Here is a 15,572-nt window from a genome sequence, read left to right as displayed (position 1 = left end):
ATGACTGCATGGCTCTCAAGGTGATCGGCGCCCTGCTGGTGCTGTGGCTCGTGGTGACCGTCGTCGGCGCCGTTGTGAAGGCGTTGTTCTGGCTGGCCGTCCTCGGCGCGGTGCTGTTCGTGGCCACCGCCGTGCTCGGCCTCCGGGGGCGCGACCGCCGGCTCTGACGGCCGGGAAGCGATGCCCCGCCGGGGCGGTTGTCGGGGGCAGCCACGAGGGCGCCGACACGGGAGGATCACCGCCATGAGCACGCCCCACAGCACCGTCGACCCCGCCGCGGCCGAGTCCGAGCGGGCGCGCATCCGGGCCGCGCACCTGCGACCCGCCGGGCAGCGGCCGGCCTCGACCGCCCGCGGCCTGCACCACACGGCGCTGATCAGCTCCGACGTCGAGCGGACCGTCCGCTTCTACCAGGACGTGCTCGGCTTCCCGCTCACGGAGCTGATCGAGAACCGCGACTACCCGGGCTCCTCGCACTTCTTCTTCGACATCGGCAACGGCAACCTGATCGCCTTCTTCGACTTCCCGGGCCTCGACGTCGGCCCCTACGCGGAGGTGCTCGGCGGCCTGCACCACATGGCCATCAGCGTCGAGCCGGAGCGCTGGCGCGAGCTGGTGGGCCGGCTGGAGGCCGCCGGGGTGCCGCACGAGGTGCACAGCGGGGTCTCGGTCTACTTCCGCGACCCCGACGGCGCGCGCATCGAGCTCATCGCCGACCCGCTGGGCGAGATGTACGGCCAGCACGTGCTGTGAACGAGGAGGGCCGGCCGGTGTCCCGGCCGGCCCTCCTCGCGTCACGCGGCGTCGACCAGGTCGGCGTACTCGGGGTGCCGGTCGATCCAGCCGCGGACGAAGCTGCACCGGGGCACGACCCGCCCGCCGTGCGACCGCACGTCGTCGAGCGCGCCGCGGACCAGCCGCCCGCCCAGGCCGGACCCCTCGGCGTCGGGGTCGATCTCGGTGTGGGTGAACACGACGTGCTCGCCCTCCCGCCGGTAGGCGGCGTGGCCGAGGACCCGGTCGCCGTCGCGGATCTCGTAGCGGGAGGACTCGGGGACGTCCTGCACGGTGGGTTCCATGCCCCCGCCCAACCCGACCCGCGGGTCGCCTGTTCCCCGGTTGCCGGCCGCGGACGCGACGAGGGCCCGGTCACCGTGGTGACCGGGCCCTCGTGGCAGTAGCGGGGACAGGATTCGAACCTGTGACCTCTGGGTTATGAGCCCAGCGAGCTACCGAGCTGCTCCACCCCGCGTCGGTGACACCACTGTACACACCCGTCACCGGGCCCCGCCGGGGGCTCGCGCGCCTCCCGGAGCGTGACCGTCCGGCGACCTAGAGTCGCTGACGTGGGTGCGGAGTCGACGGTGACCTTCCTCCGCCGCCCCAAGCCGGTGGAGGTGCTCCACCGGGACCGCTGGTGGATCGGCGCGCTGCTCGGGTGGCGGCACGACGCCGACGGGACCTGCTGGCTGCGGGTGACCGCCCTCGTCGAGGGCTACAAGCGGACGGCGTGGGTGGGCATGGACACCGTCCGGCTGCCCCTGCCGCCCGGCCGTCCCGACCGGCCGGCCGCGCCTGCCCGGACCGCCGACGACGACGAGCCGCGCACGCAGCGGCTCCCCCGCCACGGCGACCGCGGCGTCCGGAGCCCGCTGCCGGCACTCCCCCGGCCGCGGCCGGAGCCGGGACGCACCGCCGGGCAGGTCCGGCCCGCCCGGGTCTGACCGCCCGGGCTCAGCCCAGCCGGGCCGCGATCGCGGCCGCGAGCCGCTGTGCCGCGCCGTCGCCCACGGTCAGGAACAGGCTGGGCTCGGTGAGCTCCAGCTCGAGCAGCAGCGGCCGCCCGTCCGGGCCCGGGGCGAGGTCGACGCGGGCGTAGAGCGGCGTCTCCGGCGTCCGCGCCTGGACCGCGGCCAGCACGGCGTCCCCGAGGGAGCGCTGCTCGTCCGTCGCCGTCCGCGCGGTGATCGTCTCCTCGGCGAACAGCCCGGGACCGAGCGGGCCGCCGGCCAGCAGCGCCCCCTTGCCGAAGGCGTGGCTGTACGCGCCGTCGAGGTAGACCAGGCCCGTCTCCCCCTCCGCGTCCAGCCGGTCGAGGTAGGGCTGCACCATCACCGGCCAGCCGGCGTCGAGCAGCCGCCGGGCGAAGGCGGCGGCCTGCTCGCGCTCGCCGGGGGCGAACCGGGCGGTGTCGCGGGCGCCCGCCGAGACCACCGGCTTCACCACCACGTCACCGGCGCCGACGGCCAGCGCCTCCGGCAGCTCCGCGGCCGTGGTCGCCCACGCCGTCGGGACGACGGCCAGGCCCGCGGCGGCGAGCTCGGCCAGGTAGCGCTTGTCGGTGTTCCACGCGAGCACCTCGACGGGGTTGAGCACCGTCGTCCCCGCGGCCACCCGCCGGGCCCACGCCAGGAACTCGTCCCGGCGCGGGGCGTAGTCCCAGGTCGAGCGGACGACGACGAGGTCGGCGGCGGCCCAGTCCACCCCGGCGTCGGCCCAGTCGGCGGGAGCGGCGGTCAGGCCGGCATCGGCGAGGGCGGCCAGGAGCAGCGGCTCGTCCTCGTCCCGTCCGGCGGCATCGGCGCAGCCGGCGACGAGGACCCGCGGCATGCAGCGATCATGCCCCGGTGGTCACCCTCCGGCGATCTCCCGGACGACCGCCCGGGCGGCGGCCCGGCCCTCCGGCGCCGGGACGAGCGGGTACACGTGGACGGCGCCCGAGCAGACGGTCAGCTCGACGTCGGCGCCCTCGGCCCGTGCCCGGTCCCGCAGGGCGAGCGCGTCGGGCAGGCAGATCTCCCGCGTGCCGACGTACACGTGCACCGGCGCGAGCCCGGCCAGCGGGCCGTTGCCGGGGCTCAGCCGCGGATCGGTCGGGTCGTCGCCGCCGGCCCAGGCGTCGGCCGCGACGCGCAGGCCCGCGCTGCACAGCCACGGGTCGCGCTGCTCCACCGCGGGGAGGTCGGGGTGGCCCAGGGTGAGGTCCAGCCACGGCGAGAGCAGCACCACCCGCCGGGGCTGCGGCAGACCCGCGCCGGCCAGGGTCTGGGCGAGGCCGAGGGCGAGGCCGCCGCCGGCCGAGTCGCCGGCCAGGGTGACGGTCGAGGCGTCGGCGCCGGCCAGCAGCTCCCGGTAGACCGCGGTGACGAAGGGGTAGGCGTCCCGGTACGTGTGCTGCGGCGCCAGGCCGTAGTGCGGCACCTCGACCCGCACCCCGGCGTCGGCCAGCCGGGACACCAGCGCCCAGTGCTGCGGCGCGACGGCGCTGACGTAGGCGCCGCCGTGCAGGTAGACCGCCGCCCGGTCGGCCCGCCGGCCGCGCGGTTCGACCGTGGTGCACACGAAGCCGCCGACCTCCCGTTGGCCGACCTCGTGCCGCCGGGCGAGGGCGGCCGGGGGCGTGGCGGACCCCTTCGGGGCGGCCAGCCGCCGGCGGGCCCGCTCGGGAGTGGCCATGGCGCGCTTGCGGGTGAGCCGGAGGACGGCCGCGACCGCCCCCATCTGCAGGCTGGCCACCGCGGTCCTCCTCGATCCGGTCCGGGTGACGGCCCGGACGCGACGGCACGGATTCGACGGCCCGGACACCCCTGACGTGACAGGGCCCCGGCACTCGGTGAGTGCCGGGGCCCTGCTGTGAGTAGCGGGGGCAGGATTCGAACCTGCGACCTCTGGGTTATGAGCCCAGCGAGCTACCGAGCTGCTCCACCCCGCGTCGGTGACACCACTCTACACGGTCCCGGGGGCCGCGCCCCGGGGGGCGGGGGTGCCGCTGGGCACACCCGCCCCCGCGGGGGTCAGCCGCCCGGGCTCGCCGCGGCCTGGGCCGCCTGGTAGGCCTCGACCGCCGCCTGCAGGTCCTCGAGCGCCTGGCCCTGCGCGGCGAAGTCCCCGCTGCGCTGCGCCTCGGCCAGCGCGTCCAGCGCCGCGTCGAGGTCGGCGACCGCCTGGTCGAGCTCCGGGGTGGAGCCGGTCCCGCCGGCCGGCGGCGCCGGCGTGGTCGGCGTGGTCGGCTCCTCGCTCGGCGTCGGTTCCTCGCTGGGCGTCGTCGGCGTGGCCGGCTCCTCCGGATCCGGCTCGGTGTCGGTGTCGTCGCTGTCGGTGGCCGACTCCCCGGCCCCGGCCCCGAACACCTGGTCCAGCGCCTCGGACAGCGTGTTGGCGTAGCCGACCCGCGTGCCGTAGGCGACGAGGACCTTCCGCAGCAGCGGGAAGGAGTTCTGGCCGGTCCCCTCCACGTACAGCGGCTGAACGTAGAGCAGGCCGTCCTCCCCGATGGGCAGGGTCAGCAGGTTGCCGAACACCGCCTGCGAGTCCTGGCTGTTGAACAGCGTCAGGTCCCGGGCGACGTCCTCGTTCGTGTTGAACGCGGCCTGGACCTGCTGCGGCCCGCGGAACGGTGTGTTGCCGGGCAGCCGCAGGACCTGGATCTGGCCGTAGCTGTCGGGATCGCTCGACGCCGAGATGAACGCCGACAGGTTCTCCCGCCGGAACGCGTTCAGCGCGCTGGTGAGCTGGAAGACCGCCCCGTCGTCCCCCGGCCGCTGGGCCAGGATGTAGTACGGCGGCTGGGCGTCGTCGGTGTCGACCGTCGGGTCGGCCGGCACCTGCCAGCGGTCGTTCTGCGCGTAGAAGTCGATCGGGTCGTCGACGTGGTAGCGCGTGAGGATGTCCCGCTGGAGCTTGAAGAGGTCCTCCGGGTAGCGGACGTGGCTCTCCAGCGCCTCGGGCATGTCGTCGCGCGGCAGGACGACGCCGGGGAACGCCTTCATGTAGGTCTGCAGGACGGGGTCGCTCTCGTCCCACGCGTACAGCGTCACGGTGCCGTCGTAGGCGTCGACGGTGGCCTTGACCGAGTTGCGGATGTAGTTGAACTGCTCCTCCGGCAGCGCCGTCGTCCCGGTGCCGGTCAGCGCGTCCTGTGCCGCCTCGCGCAGCTCCATGAACTCGGCGTAGGGGTAGGAGTCCGACGTGGTGTAGCCGTCGAGGATCCAGGTGATCCGCCCGTCGACGACCGCCGGGTAGGGGTCGCCGTCGACCTCCAGGAACGGCGCGGCCTTCTCGACCCGGTCCCGCGGGTCGCGGACGTAGAGCACCCGCGAGGCGTCGTTGACCGCGCTGGAGAGCAGGAAGTTCCGCTCGCGGTAGTAGATGGCGAACGTCAGCTGCCGGAAGAAGCTGCCGATCGACACCCCGCCCTCGCCGTCGTAGGTGTTGTTGACCTCGCCCTCGTCGGTGTTGTCCTCGGGCCGGTCGAACTCGCGCGGCGCCTGCCCCTCGGGCGCACCGACGACCGAGTAGACGTCCTCGCCGTTGTCCTGGATCAGCTCGCCGTAGTAGATCCGCGACTGCTCGACCTCGATGTTGCCCTCGGTGGGCAGGTCGCGGGTGGTGAAGTTCGGCTCCCCGCCCTCCTGGCCGGTGACGACCTGGTTGGCCGGGGCGGCGACGAAGCCGTTGCCGTGGGTGTAGACGGTGTGCCGGTTGATCCAGCTCGACTGGTTCTCCGACAGGCTCTCGCTGTCCAGCTCGCGCACCGCCACGACGTAGTCACGGGTGACCGGCTCCCCCGTCTCGGGGTCGGGCAGCGTGTAGCGGTCGATGTCGAGCTTCTCGGGGAAGCCGTAGACGTTGCGGATCTGCTGGCGCGCGGTGAAGGTCGCGGCCAGCACGTTCGGGTCGAGCAGGCGGGCGTTCGGGATCGTGTTGCTGTCGGCCCGCAGCTCGGAGAGCGCGGCCTGGGTGTCCGGCTGGTCGCCGACGCTGTCCTCCGCGTAGTCGACGTAGCTGACGTCGCCGAGGCCGTAGGCCTCGCGCGTCGCCTCGATGGCGCGGGCGACGTAGTCGGCCTCGCGCTCGTTGGCGCTGGGCCGGACGACGAACTGCTGCACGATCGCCGGGTAGGCCACGCCGATGACGAGGCTGGACAGCAGCAGCAGCACCAGGGCCGCTGCGGGGAGCCGGATGTTGCGGACGACGACGTTGGCGAAGAAGGCCACGGCGCAGAAGGCCGCCGCGAACACCAGGATCGTCTTGGCCGGCAGCAGCGCGTTGACGTCGCTGTAGCTGGCGCCGGTGAACAGCTCACCGCGCTCGGAGTAGACCAGGCCGTAGCGGTCCATCCAGTACGCGAACGCCTTGAGCAGCACGAACAGGCCCAGCAGCACCGACAGCTGCACCATCGCCGCCGACGTGAGCTTCTGGCCCGGCGTCTGCAGCCGCAGCCCGCCGAACAGGTAGTGCGTGAGCAGCGACCCCACCAGGGCCAGCAGCACGATCGCGAAGCCGAAGCCGAGCAGCAGCCGGTAGAAGGGGTAGTCGAAGACGAAGAACGACAGGTCCAGGCCGAACTCGGGGTCGGTCTGACCGAAGTCGGAGGCGTGGCGGAACTCGAGCCAGGTCTCCCAGTTCCCCTGGGCGGTGAACCCGGCGAAGAGGCCGACGACGACGGCCACCGCCGACAGCACCAGCGTGCGGCGCGGCTCCAGCGACTGCCGGTACCGCTCGAGGTTCTGCTGCTCGAGCGACATCGGCCGGAACGTCGGCCGGAAGCGGTAGGCGAGGTAGATCGCCAGCGCCGTGAGCCCGCCGGTGGCCACGCCCGCCACGGCGAAGAGCAGCGCGCGGGTCTGGAGCTCGGTCCAGAACACCTCGGTGAAGCCGGTCTCGTCGAACCACAGGTAGTCGACGTAGACGTTGGTGAGCGTCCCGATGGCCGTGAACAGCACCAGCAGGACGGCGATGGCCCCGATGACGATCTTGGCGCGCCGCGACAGCGTCGGCACGGACACGGGGGGCCGCATGGCCACGAGCGGTCTCCTTCAGTTGCGGTGTGGCGCGGGACCCGGGAGCCCGGGCTCCCGGGAGCCGGTGGTGCTCAGTCGTTCGACCGCGGGCGGTCTCGGGCGGCGTCGGGACCGGGTCGGCCGATCCGGCGTCGTCCCGGTCAACCCAGGACAACGCACGGCGTCGTCCCGGGTTCCCAGGCGCGGCCAAGCTTCCCCCAACGCGCGGCCCGGCGGGACGGCGGAGGGCGGGACGGCGGTCAGCACCCCTCCGGGGTGCGGCCGGCGCGGTGGTCGGCCAGCGCCTCGAGGGCGTCGTCGAGGGTGGCCACCCGCGCCAGGACCAGCCCCGGACGCGGGGCGTCCAGGGCCTCCGCGCAGTTGTCGGCCGGGACGAGGAACAGCTCGGCGCCGATCTCGTCGGCGGCCACCATCTTGAGCTGGATGCCGCCGATGGGCCCGACGACGCCGTCCTCGGTGATCGTCCCGGTGCCGGCGACGACCGCCCCCTCGGTGAGGTCGGTGTCGCCGACCAGGTCGAGGATGCCCAGGGTCAGCATGAGGCCGGCCGAGGGCCCGCCGACGTCGGCGACCTGGATGTCGACGTCGAACGGCGCCGACGGTCGGTCGGCCACCTCGATGCCCAGCAGCGACCCCTCCCGCTCGGTCGCCGCGGCCGTCGTCACCTGCGCGGTGCCCGGCTCCCCCAGCCGCGTGTAGCCCACGGTCACCGTGCTGCCGGCGGGGATGCCGGTCAGCACCTCGGTCAGCGCGTCGAGGTCGGCGACCGGCTGCCCGTCGACAGTCTCGATGGCGTCGTTCTCCTCCAGGGCGCCCGCGGACGGCGAGTCGTCGCCGGACAGCCCGCGGACCACGGGCCGCGTCGGGTAGCCCAGGTGCGCCAGGGCCGCGGACTCGGCCCGCTCCTCCGAGCTCAGGAATGCCTGCAGGTTGGCCTGCCGCGTCTCCTCGGCGGTCCGGTCGGGCGGGTACACCGACTCCTCCGGGACGATGCTGACCTCGTCGTCGAACCAGCCCTGCACCGCCTCGACGAGGCTGAGCCCGGGGCGGCCGACGCCCACCGTGGTCAGGTTCAGGTTGCCGCTGACGTCGTTGCGCTCGCGCCCCTCGATCGCGATGACGGGCTCGCCGTCGACCTCGCCGAGGGTGTTCACCGTCGGGCCGGGGTACTGGGCGACGTAGGGCACCGGCAGCGCGGCACCCAGCACACCGAGGACCAGCAGCAGCACCACGCCGGTCCCGAGGACGGCGATCCGACGGGTCACGACCGGCGAGCTTATAGAAAGGACCTCGGAGCCCCCCGCCGCTCGCACGCTCGCGACGGGCCCCTGCTCCGAGCCCGTCCGCTGTGCGCGGAAGGCAGCCGCAGCCGGGTCGGGACGAGATCACCGCGACTACCGTGGGGCCATGAGCGACGTGCCGTTCGGCTTCGGACTCCCCGACCGCGACCCCGAGCGCCGGGACCAGCCCGGCAACGACCCCTTCGGGTTCGGCGCGCTCTTCGGCGGCGGCGCGGGGGCCGGCACCCCGCAGGAGTTCCTCGCCAAGATGCCGCTGTTCGCCGAGCTGCAGAAGCTCATGAACTGGTCCGGCGGACCGGTCAACTGGGACCTCGCCCGCCAGGGCGCCATCAGCGCGCTGGCCGCCGGCACCCAGCCGGTCTCCGACGGCGAGCGGACCGCGGTCGCCGAGGCCCTGCGCCTGGCCGACCTGTGGCTGGACCAGGTGACCGACCTCCCCTCCGGCGTCGAGCGCACCCTCGCCTGGTCGCGCGTCGAGTGGGTGGAGCAGACGCTGCCGCAGTGGAGCCGGCTGATCGACCCGCTGGCCGAGCGGGTGGTGGCCGCGATGACCGGCGCGCTCCCCCAGGAGGCGATGGCCATGGCCGGACCGCTGGCCGGGATGATGGGCCAGATGGGCGGCCTGATGTTCGGCGCCCAGGTGGGCCAGGCGTTCGGCCGGCTGGCCGGCGAGGTCCTCACCGGCACCGAGGTCGGCCTGCCCCTGGCGCCCGACGGCGCCGCGGTACTGGTGCCGCAGAACGTCGCCGAGTTCGCCACCGGCCTGGACCGGCCGGCCGACGAGGTCCGGCTGTTCCTCGCCCTGCGCGAGGCCGCCTCCCTGCGCCTGTTCGCGCACGTGCCGTGGCTGCGTCAGCAACTGCACGACGCCGTCCACGCCTACGCCCGGGGCATCACCGTCGACCGGGAGGCGATCGAGCGCGGCGTCACCGAGGCGATGGGCTCCGGCGGCATCGACCCGAACGACCCCGAGAGCCTGCAGCGGCTGCTGCCGATGCTGGAGCCCGAGGAGACCCCCGAGCAGCAGATGGCGCTGCGCCGGCTGGAGACCCTGCTCGCGCTGGTCGAGGGCTGGGTGGACGTCGTCGTCGCGGCCGCGGCGGGTGACCGGCTGCCCGGTCACGGCGCGCTGGCCGAGACGATGCGCCGCCGCCGTGCCTCCGGCGGGCCGGCCGAGCAGACGTTCGCCACGCTCGTGGGCCTGCAGCTGCGCCCGCGCCGGCTGCGCGACGCGGCCACCGTCTGGGGGGCGATGGGCCAGCAGCACGGCTCGGAGGACCGGGACCGGCTGTGGTCCCACCCCGACCTGCTGCCGACCTCCGAGGACCTCGACGAGCCGCTCGACTTCGTCGCCCGCCAGGGGCTGGACGACGAGCTGCGCTCGCTCACGGACGAGCCGCCGAAGGACCAGGACGAGGCCTGACGGCTCCCTGCAGGGCCCCGCCGCGAGGTCGCGAGCGGTGGGGAGCAGGGGGTCCTCCTCCTAGTCGACCAGGTCGTCGTCCTCCGGGGGCAGGGGCTCGCCCGGCTCGTGCCGGGCCAGCTCCACGCCCTCGAGGAACCCCCGCGCGCGCTCGGCGCGCGGGTAGCGGGCCACCAGCGCCCAGAACCGCGCGTCGTGGCTGGGCTCGATGAGGTGCGCCAGCTCGTGCACCAGCACGTAGTCGACGACGTACTGGGGCATGCCGCGCAGCCGGCTGGACAGCCGGATGCTGCCGTCGGCGGGGGTGCAGGAGCCCCAGCGCCGCTGCTGGTTGTCGACCCACCGCACGCTGGCCGGCTGCGGCACGCCGTCGAGGTGCGCCGCCGAGAGCGCCCGCGCGTGCGCCAGGAGCTCCTCGTCGCCGCCCACCGAGCGGCGCCGCCGCTCCTCGCGGGTCTGCAGCTTGGCCACCATCTGCGCCACCCAGCGCCGCTCCTCGGCCGGGGTGAACGCGGCGGGGATGAGCACCACCGTGCGGCCGGACTCGCGGTAGGCGGTCACCGTGCGCCGGCGCCGCGCGCTGCGGCGGACCTCCACCGGCCCCGGGCCCGGGCGGGACGGCTCCGAGCCGGTCGCGGGGACGCCGCGGGCAGCCCGCTGCGCCGGCGGGCGGTCCGCCGGTCCGGGGCTGCTGGGGGTGTCTGGAGTCCTTCCGGGCACGGTCTGCACGGTAGTCATGGCCGCCGGGCGTCGCCGCTCCGCGACACCCGCTCGGGTGCAGGTCCCCACGGTCGGTGGACACCGGGTGCGCCCGACCTAGGGACGTGCTGCACTCCGCGCTCTCCACACCCCCCGTCCGGGCGTTCCCGCAGGTGGGGCGCCCGCACCGGCCCCACGGTGCCGCGTGGCGGCCGGCGCCCTCCCCCGCCGGCCCACAGCGACACGCCGCCCCCTCCCCAGGGCGTCCACAGGGCTGTCCACAGGCTGTGGGGAGCTGCCCCCGGACCCCGGGCCCGGATCCCCCCGCACGGGCCGGACGGCGGCGGCCCGGCGGGTAGCGTTCTCGCCCAGCGGCGCCCCGACCGGGCGCTGGACGCCGACCAGCAGGAGGAGGAGCACCGTGGCGGAGAGCTACAACGGCTACTGCGTGAAGTGCAAGGAGAAGCGCGACTTCGACGGCGAGGTCAAGGTCAGCGAGTCCGGCCGCCGGATGGCCCAGGGCACCTGCCCGGTCTGCGGCACCAAGATGAACCGGATCCTCGGCAAGGCCTGAGCGAGACCCCCTCGCCCCCCGCCACTCGCGAGCTCGCGGCGGGGCCCTGCGAGGGGGCCGACGACGGCGGCGTCCCGCACGGCGGGCGCCGCCGTCGGCGTCCCCGGCGCCCTTCCCGGCCGCCCCCGGGGGCTGTGGACGACGGCGGCGCGGGCCGGCCGGCGGTGCGAGGCTGCCGCGCGTGTCCGACACCGCCCACCCGCTCCTCCCCCCGGCCACCCCGCTGCTGCGCCGGGCCGCCGACGCCGTCCAGGTCGGCGGCGTGGACACCGGCGACGGGCTGCTCGTGCAGCCGGGCGCGGCGGAGCTCACCGCCCTCCTGCGCGGGCTCGACGGCCGCCGTCCGCAGCGGCTCGTGCTGGCCGACGCCACCGCGGCCGGCTTCGACCCGGCCGCCGTGACCGGGCTCCTCGACGGGCTGCGGGCGACCGGCCTGCTCGTCGACCTCGATCCCGCCGACCTGCTCGCGGCCGAGGTCGGACCGGCCGCCACGGCGCGCACCGCGGCCGAGCTGCCCGCGGTCCGCGCACCCTCGGCGGGCCGGGCGCGGTGGGCGGCTCGCCGCGGGGCGTCCGTGGTGGTCGAGGGCGCCACGCGGGTCGGGGTGCCCCTGGCCGCCGTCCTCGCCGCCAGCGGCGTGGGCCGGGTCGCCGTCCGTGACCGCGGGGTCGTCACCGCCGCTGACGCCGTCGTGGGCGGCCTGTCCGCCTCGGACGAGGGCCGGCCGCGGTCGCTGGCCGCCGCCGACGCCGTCCGCCGGGCCAGTCCGCTGGCCGACGTCCGCCCGCTGCCCGAGGGGACCGCGCCCGACCTCGTGGTCCTGACCTCCCCCTGGGCGGCGGCCGACCCGCTCGTGGCGGGGCTGCAGCGGGCGGGCACGGTGCACCTGGTGGCCACCGTCCGCGGCGAGACCGGCGTCGTCGGCCCGCTCGTCGTCCCCGGGCGCAGCAGCTGCCTGCGGTGCGCGGACCTGCACCGCCGCGACGCCGACCCCGCGTGGCCGGCCCTGGCCGCGCAGCTGACCGCCGGGGAGGCGCCGGCCAGCGGCTCGACCGTCTCCTGCCTGCTGACGGCGCTGACCGCCGCCCAGCAGGTGCTGGCCTACCTCGACGGCAGCGGCGCCCCCGCGGCGCTGGGGGCGACCGTCGAGCTGCGGGCGCCGGACCTGGTCCCTGCCCGCCGGCCCTGGCCCGCGCACGCCGCCTGCGGGTGCCTCGAGGCGCCTCCGGGGACCCCGTCGGGGGACGCGCGCGGACCCGCGCTCGGCGTTCCGGCACCCGTGCGGGGACAATGGTCCCCGGAGTGGCGGGCGGAGGGCCCCCTCCGGAACGACGACCTGCGAGCGCCGTGACCGACGAGCTGGGGCCACCCCGCTTGCGGGGGACAGCGAGGAGGACACGTGCCCGACAGCGAGCGGGGGATCCCCAGGGGCTCGATGGCCCGCACCGCGCGGCTGGCGTCCCTCCCCCTCGGCGCCGCCGGCCGCGCCACGCTGGGGATCGGCAAGCGGCTGTCGGGTCAGTCCTCGGAGGCGGTCACCGCGGAGCTGCAGCAGCGCACCGCCGAGCAGCTGTTCGCCGTGCTGGGCCAGCTCAAGGGCGGGGCGATGAAGCTCGGCCAGACGCTGTCGGTGTTCGAGGCCGCGGTCCCCGAGGAGGTCGCCGCCCCGTACCGCGAGGCGCTGGTCAAGCTGCAGGAGGAGGCGCCGCCGATGCCGGTGCGCACCGTCCACGCGGTGCTCGCCCAGCAGCTCGGCGGGAAGTGGCGCGAGCGGTTCCGGCACTTCGACGACGCGCCGGCCGCCGCGGCCAGCATCGGGCAGGTGCACCGCGCGACCTGGCGCGACGGCCGCGACGTCGCGGTCAAGATCCAGTACCCGGGCGCCGCGACGGCGCTCATGGCCGACCTCAACCAGCTGGCCCGCTTCGCGCGCCTGTTCGCGGCTCTGTTCCCCGGCATGGACGTCAAGCCGCTCATCGCGGAGCTGAAGGCGCGCGTCATCGAGGAGCTCGACTACGGGCTGGAGGCCGATGCCCAGCGGCAGTTCGCCGCGGCCTACGCCGGTGACCCGCGGATCGTCGTCCCCCGGGTCGTGGCCAGCGCGCCCAAGGTCATCGTGTCCGAGTGGCTCGACGGGATCCCGCTCTCGAAGATCATCACCGACGGCTCCCGCGAGCAGCGCGACAGCGCCGGCCTGCTCATGGCCGAGCTGCACTTCTCCGGCCCGCAGCGGGCGGGGCTGCTGCACGCCGACCCGCACCCGGGCAACTTCCGGCTGACCCGGGACGGCCGGCTCGGCGTCATCGACTTCGGCGCGACCGCCCGCCTGCCCGACGGTCACCCCGAGCCGATCGGCCGGCTGCTGCGCTGGGCGCTCGAGGGCCGGGCGGACGACGTGCTCGTCGACCTGCGGGCGGAGGGCTTCATCCGCGCCGGGATCGAGGTCGACGCCCAGGGCGTGCTCGACTACCTCGCTCCGCTGCTGGCCCCGATCGAGACCGACCACTTCCACTTCACCCGGGCCTGGATGCAGGAGCAGGCCGCCCGGGTGGCCGACCCCCGCAACGAGGCGAGCCGGCTGGGTCGCCAGCTCAACCTCCCGCCGGCCTACCTGCTGATCCACCGCGTGACGATCGGGTCGATCGGCGTGCTGTGCCAGCTGGACTCCGCCGGGGACTTCCGCGCCGTGCTCGAGGAGTGGCTGCCCGGCTTCACGGGCTGACCGGCCCCCGCCCCCGTCGGGGACGGCGAGGTCAGGCGGCGGCCGGCTCCAGGAGGCCGTGCCGCTCCAGCGCGGCGCGGACGACGCCGGTCTCGGCCTCGTCGGCCTCCACGAGCGGCAGCCGCAGGCCGGCCTGGCAGTGGCCGAGCAGCTGCAGGGCCCGCTTGATGCCGATCGGGTTGGTGGTCACGGCCAGCGCGGCGTACAGGTCGCGCAGCGTGGCGTCGATCTCCGCGCGCCGCTCGGGCTCGGTCACCATCCGCCGCATCTGCGGGCCGACGACGTGGCTGGCGACGAGGATGCCGCCGACCGCCCCCAGGTCGAGGGCGCGGGCGAAGGTGTCGTCGTTGCCCGCGTACAGGTCCAGCCCCTCGATCGGCGCGAGGTTGGCGTCGTTGGCCTGCTTGACGCCGACGATGTTCTCGGCGCTGTGCCCGATCTCGGCGAGCAGGTCGTTGGGCACGTCGACGACCGAGCGCGAGGGGATGTTGTAGAGCAGCACCGGCCGGTCGGTGCTGCGCGCGATCTCGCGGTAGTGCGCCAGCAGCCCGCGGCGGTTGGGCTTGTTGTAGTACGGCGTCACGGAGAGGACGCCGTCGACGCCCAGCTCGGTGGCCCGGGCCGTCATCTCGCAGGCGTGGCGGGTGTCGTTGGAGCCGGTGCCCGCGACCACCTGCGCGCCGGCCGGCCGCTCCCCCACGGCCAGCTCGACCAGCTGCAGGTGCTCGGTGTCGGAGAGCGTGGGGGCCTCGCCGGTGCTGCCGCAGACCACGACCCCGTCCGACCCGTTCGCGCAGACGTGCCGGAGGAGCGCGACGAAGGCCTCCTCGTCGACGCGGCCGTCGTCGTCGAACGGGGTGACCAGCGCGGTGAGGACGGGACCGAAGGGAGACACGCGGCCGAGGCTATCCGCCGGTCGCGCAGCGAAGCGCGGAGAGGCCGGTCCCGGGACGCACCGGGAAGCGTCCGGGACCGGCCTCGGTCGGTGCGGGGCCTCCCCCGCGGTCGGTGCCGCCGTCAGCGGACGGCGGCGCTGGCCCGCGCGGCGCGCAGCCGCGCGTGCTCGGCGCGCCGCGCCCACCGGCGGGCCGCACGCAGCCGGCGCAGCCGCCCGGCCGTGTCGGCCTGGGACCGCAGCTCCGCGAGCCGGTCACAGGCCAGGTCGTACTCGTAGCCGTACATCTGGATCGCCTCGTCTCTGAGGGCGACCGCCCGCGACAGCGTCCGCCGTCGAGGTGGTCGGGTGGTGTCGGTGTGCGTGTCGGTGTGGGTGCCGGTGCCGGTGTGGGCGCCGGTGTCGGTGCCGCTCACGCGGCGACGACCTTGCGGGGACGCCCCCGCGGCCGCTTGCGGGCGATGACCGCCCCGCGCTCGAAGATCTCGCCGCCCCAGACGCCCCACGGCTCGCCGCGCGAGAGGGCGCCGGCCAGGCACGCGTCGCGCACCGGGCAGTCGGCGCACAGCGCCTTGGCCATCTCGAGCTGCTCGGGCCGCTCGGCGAACCACAGGTCGCGGTCGTCCTCGCGGCACGGCAGCGGCCGTCGGACCGGCGCCGGGGACAGGGGCGCCGAGGGCTGACGGGGGGTGCTGCCGCCGGTCCGGGGGAGCCCGGGTCGGCGGTGGGACGTCGGGCGGGTCAGGGTCGACTGCACTGCCGCTCCTCCTCGTACTCGTCGTCTGCGGCCGGCGGGTTCGCCGACCTGGGGTCGGGGCCGGGTGCCGCAGAAAGACAGAGGCCGCGGATCCCGGGGTTCGGGTTCCGCGGCCTCGAGGAGGTCCGGTGAGCGCTAGCTCAGCGGCCTGCCCGGGGAGTGGATCCCGAGGGTGGACTTGTTCTGGATGTGCTGCTCATCGGTGCCGGCGCCGAACGGCATGCCGCCGGTGAGGGCGCGCAGGCGGGCGGAGGGCACACGGGTGCCGTACACCGGGGCGGGGACGCCAGCGGGCGGCGTGGCGACGGTCGGTGCGCAGGCGCGGACCGTCGACGGACGCGCGGCGAGGGCCCCGGCGACGAGGGCAGGGGCGGTCCAGGTCATGTCGATCATCTGTG

Annotated in this window: 17 protein-coding genes and 2 tRNA genes; 7 read left to right on the top strand and 12 right to left on the bottom strand. The window is 75.5% G+C overall.

The genetic code is table 11. The features are described from left to right. The first annotated feature begins 8 nt into the window (after positions 1-8). Together ACI8AX_RS00295 and ACI8AX_RS00290 are read left to right on the top strand one after the other, a co-directional pair. Positions 9-167, top strand: coding sequence for a hypothetical protein (locus tag ACI8AX_RS00295; protein WP_456547788.1), 159 nt, complete (start codon positions 9-11; stop codon positions 165-167). Positions 168-243: 76 nt separating this feature from the next. Then, positions 244-753, top strand: a complete 510-nt coding sequence (locus ACI8AX_RS00290; RefSeq protein ID WP_456547787.1) for a VOC family protein — start codon at positions 244-246, stop codon at positions 751-753. A gap of 41 nt (positions 754-794) precedes the next feature. Here the strand turns inward: ACI8AX_RS00290 and ACI8AX_RS00285 are convergent, their stop codons facing one another. Together ACI8AX_RS00285 and ACI8AX_RS00280 are read right to left on the bottom strand one after the other, a co-directional pair. After that, positions 795-1,079, bottom strand: coding sequence for a GNAT family N-acetyltransferase (locus ACI8AX_RS00285; RefSeq protein WP_456547786.1), 285 nt, complete (start codon positions 1,077-1,079; stop codon positions 795-797). Between the two features lie 99 nt (positions 1,080-1,178). Further along, positions 1,179-1,252 (bottom strand) — tRNA-Met (locus ACI8AX_RS00280). A gap of 94 nt (positions 1,253-1,346) precedes the next feature. Here ACI8AX_RS00280 and ACI8AX_RS00275 point away from each other — a divergent pair. Next, positions 1,347-1,724 carry a hypothetical protein gene (locus ACI8AX_RS00275; RefSeq protein ID WP_456547785.1) on the top strand — a complete coding sequence of 126 codons (378 nt, stop codon included), beginning with the start codon at positions 1,347-1,349 and terminating at the stop codon, positions 1,722-1,724. Positions 1,725-1,734: 10 nt separating this feature from the next. Here ACI8AX_RS00275 and ACI8AX_RS00270 read toward each other — a convergent pair whose 3' ends face one another. The 5 genes from ACI8AX_RS00270 to ACI8AX_RS00250 all read right to left on the bottom strand — a co-directional run bounded on the left by ACI8AX_RS00270 (position 1,735) and on the right by ACI8AX_RS00250 (position 8,068). Beyond that, the gene (locus ACI8AX_RS00270; protein ID WP_456547784.1) at positions 1,735-2,610 is read right to left on the bottom strand and encodes an ATP-grasp domain-containing protein; all 876 of its coding nucleotides are present in this window, start codon (positions 2,608-2,610) and stop codon (positions 1,735-1,737) included. A 21-nt stretch (positions 2,611-2,631) separates the two neighbouring features. Next, positions 2,632-3,516, bottom strand: a complete 885-nt coding sequence (locus tag ACI8AX_RS00265) for an alpha/beta hydrolase fold domain-containing protein (protein WP_456547783.1) — start codon at positions 3,514-3,516, stop codon at positions 2,632-2,634. Between the two features lie 122 nt (positions 3,517-3,638). Continuing rightward, positions 3,639-3,712 (bottom strand) — tRNA-Met (locus ACI8AX_RS00260). Positions 3,713-3,794: 82 nt separating this feature from the next. Further along, positions 3,795-6,806, bottom strand: coding sequence for a UPF0182 family membrane protein (locus ACI8AX_RS00255; protein WP_456547782.1), 3,012 nt, complete (start codon positions 6,804-6,806; stop codon positions 3,795-3,797). A 236-nt stretch (positions 6,807-7,042) separates the two neighbouring features. After that, positions 7,043-8,068, bottom strand: coding sequence for a YlbL family protein (locus tag ACI8AX_RS00250; RefSeq protein ID WP_456547781.1), 1,026 nt, complete (start codon positions 8,066-8,068; stop codon positions 7,043-7,045). A gap of 142 nt (positions 8,069-8,210) precedes the next feature. Here ACI8AX_RS00250 and ACI8AX_RS00245 point away from each other — a divergent pair, with 142 nt between their 5' ends. Beyond that, on the top strand, positions 8,211-9,527 hold the full coding sequence (locus tag ACI8AX_RS00245; RefSeq protein ID WP_456547780.1) for a zinc-dependent metalloprotease: 1,317 nt from the start codon (positions 8,211-8,213) through the stop codon (positions 9,525-9,527). 60 nt (positions 9,528-9,587) lie between these two features. Here ACI8AX_RS00245 and ACI8AX_RS00240 read toward each other — a convergent pair whose 3' ends face one another. Beyond that, positions 9,588-10,088 carry a M48 metallopeptidase family protein gene (locus ACI8AX_RS00240; RefSeq protein ID WP_456547779.1) on the bottom strand — a complete coding sequence of 167 codons (501 nt, stop codon included), beginning with the start codon at positions 10,086-10,088 and terminating at the stop codon, positions 9,588-9,590. A gap of 559 nt (positions 10,089-10,647) precedes the next feature. Here ACI8AX_RS00240 and ACI8AX_RS00235 point away from each other — a divergent pair. The 3 genes from ACI8AX_RS00235 to ACI8AX_RS00225 all read left to right on the top strand — a co-directional run bounded on the left by ACI8AX_RS00235 (position 10,648) and on the right by ACI8AX_RS00225 (position 13,522). Next, positions 10,648-10,800: a DUF5679 domain-containing protein gene (locus tag ACI8AX_RS00235; protein WP_012950213.1), complete on the top strand. Its 153-nt coding sequence runs from the start codon at positions 10,648-10,650 to the stop codon at positions 10,798-10,800. A gap of 181 nt (positions 10,801-10,981) precedes the next feature. Continuing rightward, a complete protein-coding gene (locus tag ACI8AX_RS00230) occupies positions 10,982-12,151 on the top strand; it encodes a ThiF family adenylyltransferase (RefSeq protein WP_456547778.1) in 1,170 nt (389 codons plus the stop codon). Between the two features lie 48 nt (positions 12,152-12,199). After that, positions 12,200-13,522 (top strand): ABC1 kinase family protein, encoded by a 1,323-nt coding sequence (locus ACI8AX_RS00225; protein WP_456547777.1) that lies wholly within the window; start codon positions 12,200-12,202, stop codon positions 13,520-13,522. 31 nt (positions 13,523-13,553) lie between these two features. On the opposite strand, the gene dapA is transcribed toward ACI8AX_RS00225, so the two are convergent. The 4 genes from dapA to ACI8AX_RS00205 all read right to left on the bottom strand — a co-directional run bounded on the left by dapA (position 13,554) and on the right by ACI8AX_RS00205 (position 15,567). Beyond that, complete coding sequence (gene dapA, locus ACI8AX_RS00220; RefSeq protein ID WP_456547776.1) at positions 13,554-14,417, bottom strand: 4-hydroxy-tetrahydrodipicolinate synthase; 864 nt, start codon at positions 14,415-14,417, stop codon at positions 13,554-13,556. 122 nt (positions 14,418-14,539) lie between these two features. Next, positions 14,540-14,833, bottom strand: a complete 294-nt coding sequence (locus tag ACI8AX_RS00215) for a hypothetical protein (RefSeq protein ID WP_456547775.1) — start codon at positions 14,831-14,833, stop codon at positions 14,540-14,542. Beyond that, on the bottom strand, positions 14,830-15,174 hold the full coding sequence (locus ACI8AX_RS00210; RefSeq protein WP_456547774.1) for a WhiB family transcriptional regulator: 345 nt from the start codon (positions 15,172-15,174) through the stop codon (positions 14,830-14,832). Before ACI8AX_RS00210 ends, ACI8AX_RS00215 begins: the two co-directional genes overlap by 4 nt. Positions 15,175-15,309: 135 nt before the next feature. Continuing rightward, positions 15,310-15,567, bottom strand: coding sequence for a hypothetical protein (locus ACI8AX_RS00205; RefSeq protein ID WP_456547773.1), 258 nt, complete (start codon positions 15,565-15,567; stop codon positions 15,310-15,312). Between the last annotated feature and the right edge of the window lie 5 nt (positions 15,568-15,572).

The organism is Blastococcus sp. SYSU D00813, assembly GCF_054050735.1.
The sequence above is the reverse complement of the archived record's forward strand: the minus strand, read 5'-3'. Positions and strand labels throughout refer to the sequence as shown.

Excerpts from the sequence above, each read along its gene's own strand:
- ACI8AX_RS00245 (WP_456547780.1), top strand. The coding sequence starts at position 8,211 with ATGAGCGACGTGCCGTTCGGCTTCGGACTCCCCGACCGCGACCCCGAG.
- ACI8AX_RS00285 (WP_456547786.1), bottom strand. The coding sequence starts at position 1,079 with ATGGAACCCACCGTGCAGGACGTCCCCGAGTCCTCCCGCTACGAGATC.
- ACI8AX_RS00290 (WP_456547787.1), top strand. The coding sequence starts at position 244 with ATGAGCACGCCCCACAGCACCGTCGACCCCGCCGCGGCCGAGTCCGAG.
- ACI8AX_RS00295 (WP_456547788.1), top strand. The coding sequence starts at position 9 with ATGGCTCTCAAGGTGATCGGCGCCCTGCTGGTGCTGTGGCTCGTGGTG.
- ACI8AX_RS00205 (WP_456547773.1), bottom strand. The coding sequence starts at position 15,567 with ATGATCGACATGACCTGGACCGCCCCTGCCCTCGTCGCCGGGGCCCTC.
- ACI8AX_RS00270 (WP_456547784.1), bottom strand. The coding sequence starts at position 2,610 with ATGCCGCGGGTCCTCGTCGCCGGCTGCGCCGATGCCGCCGGACGGGAC.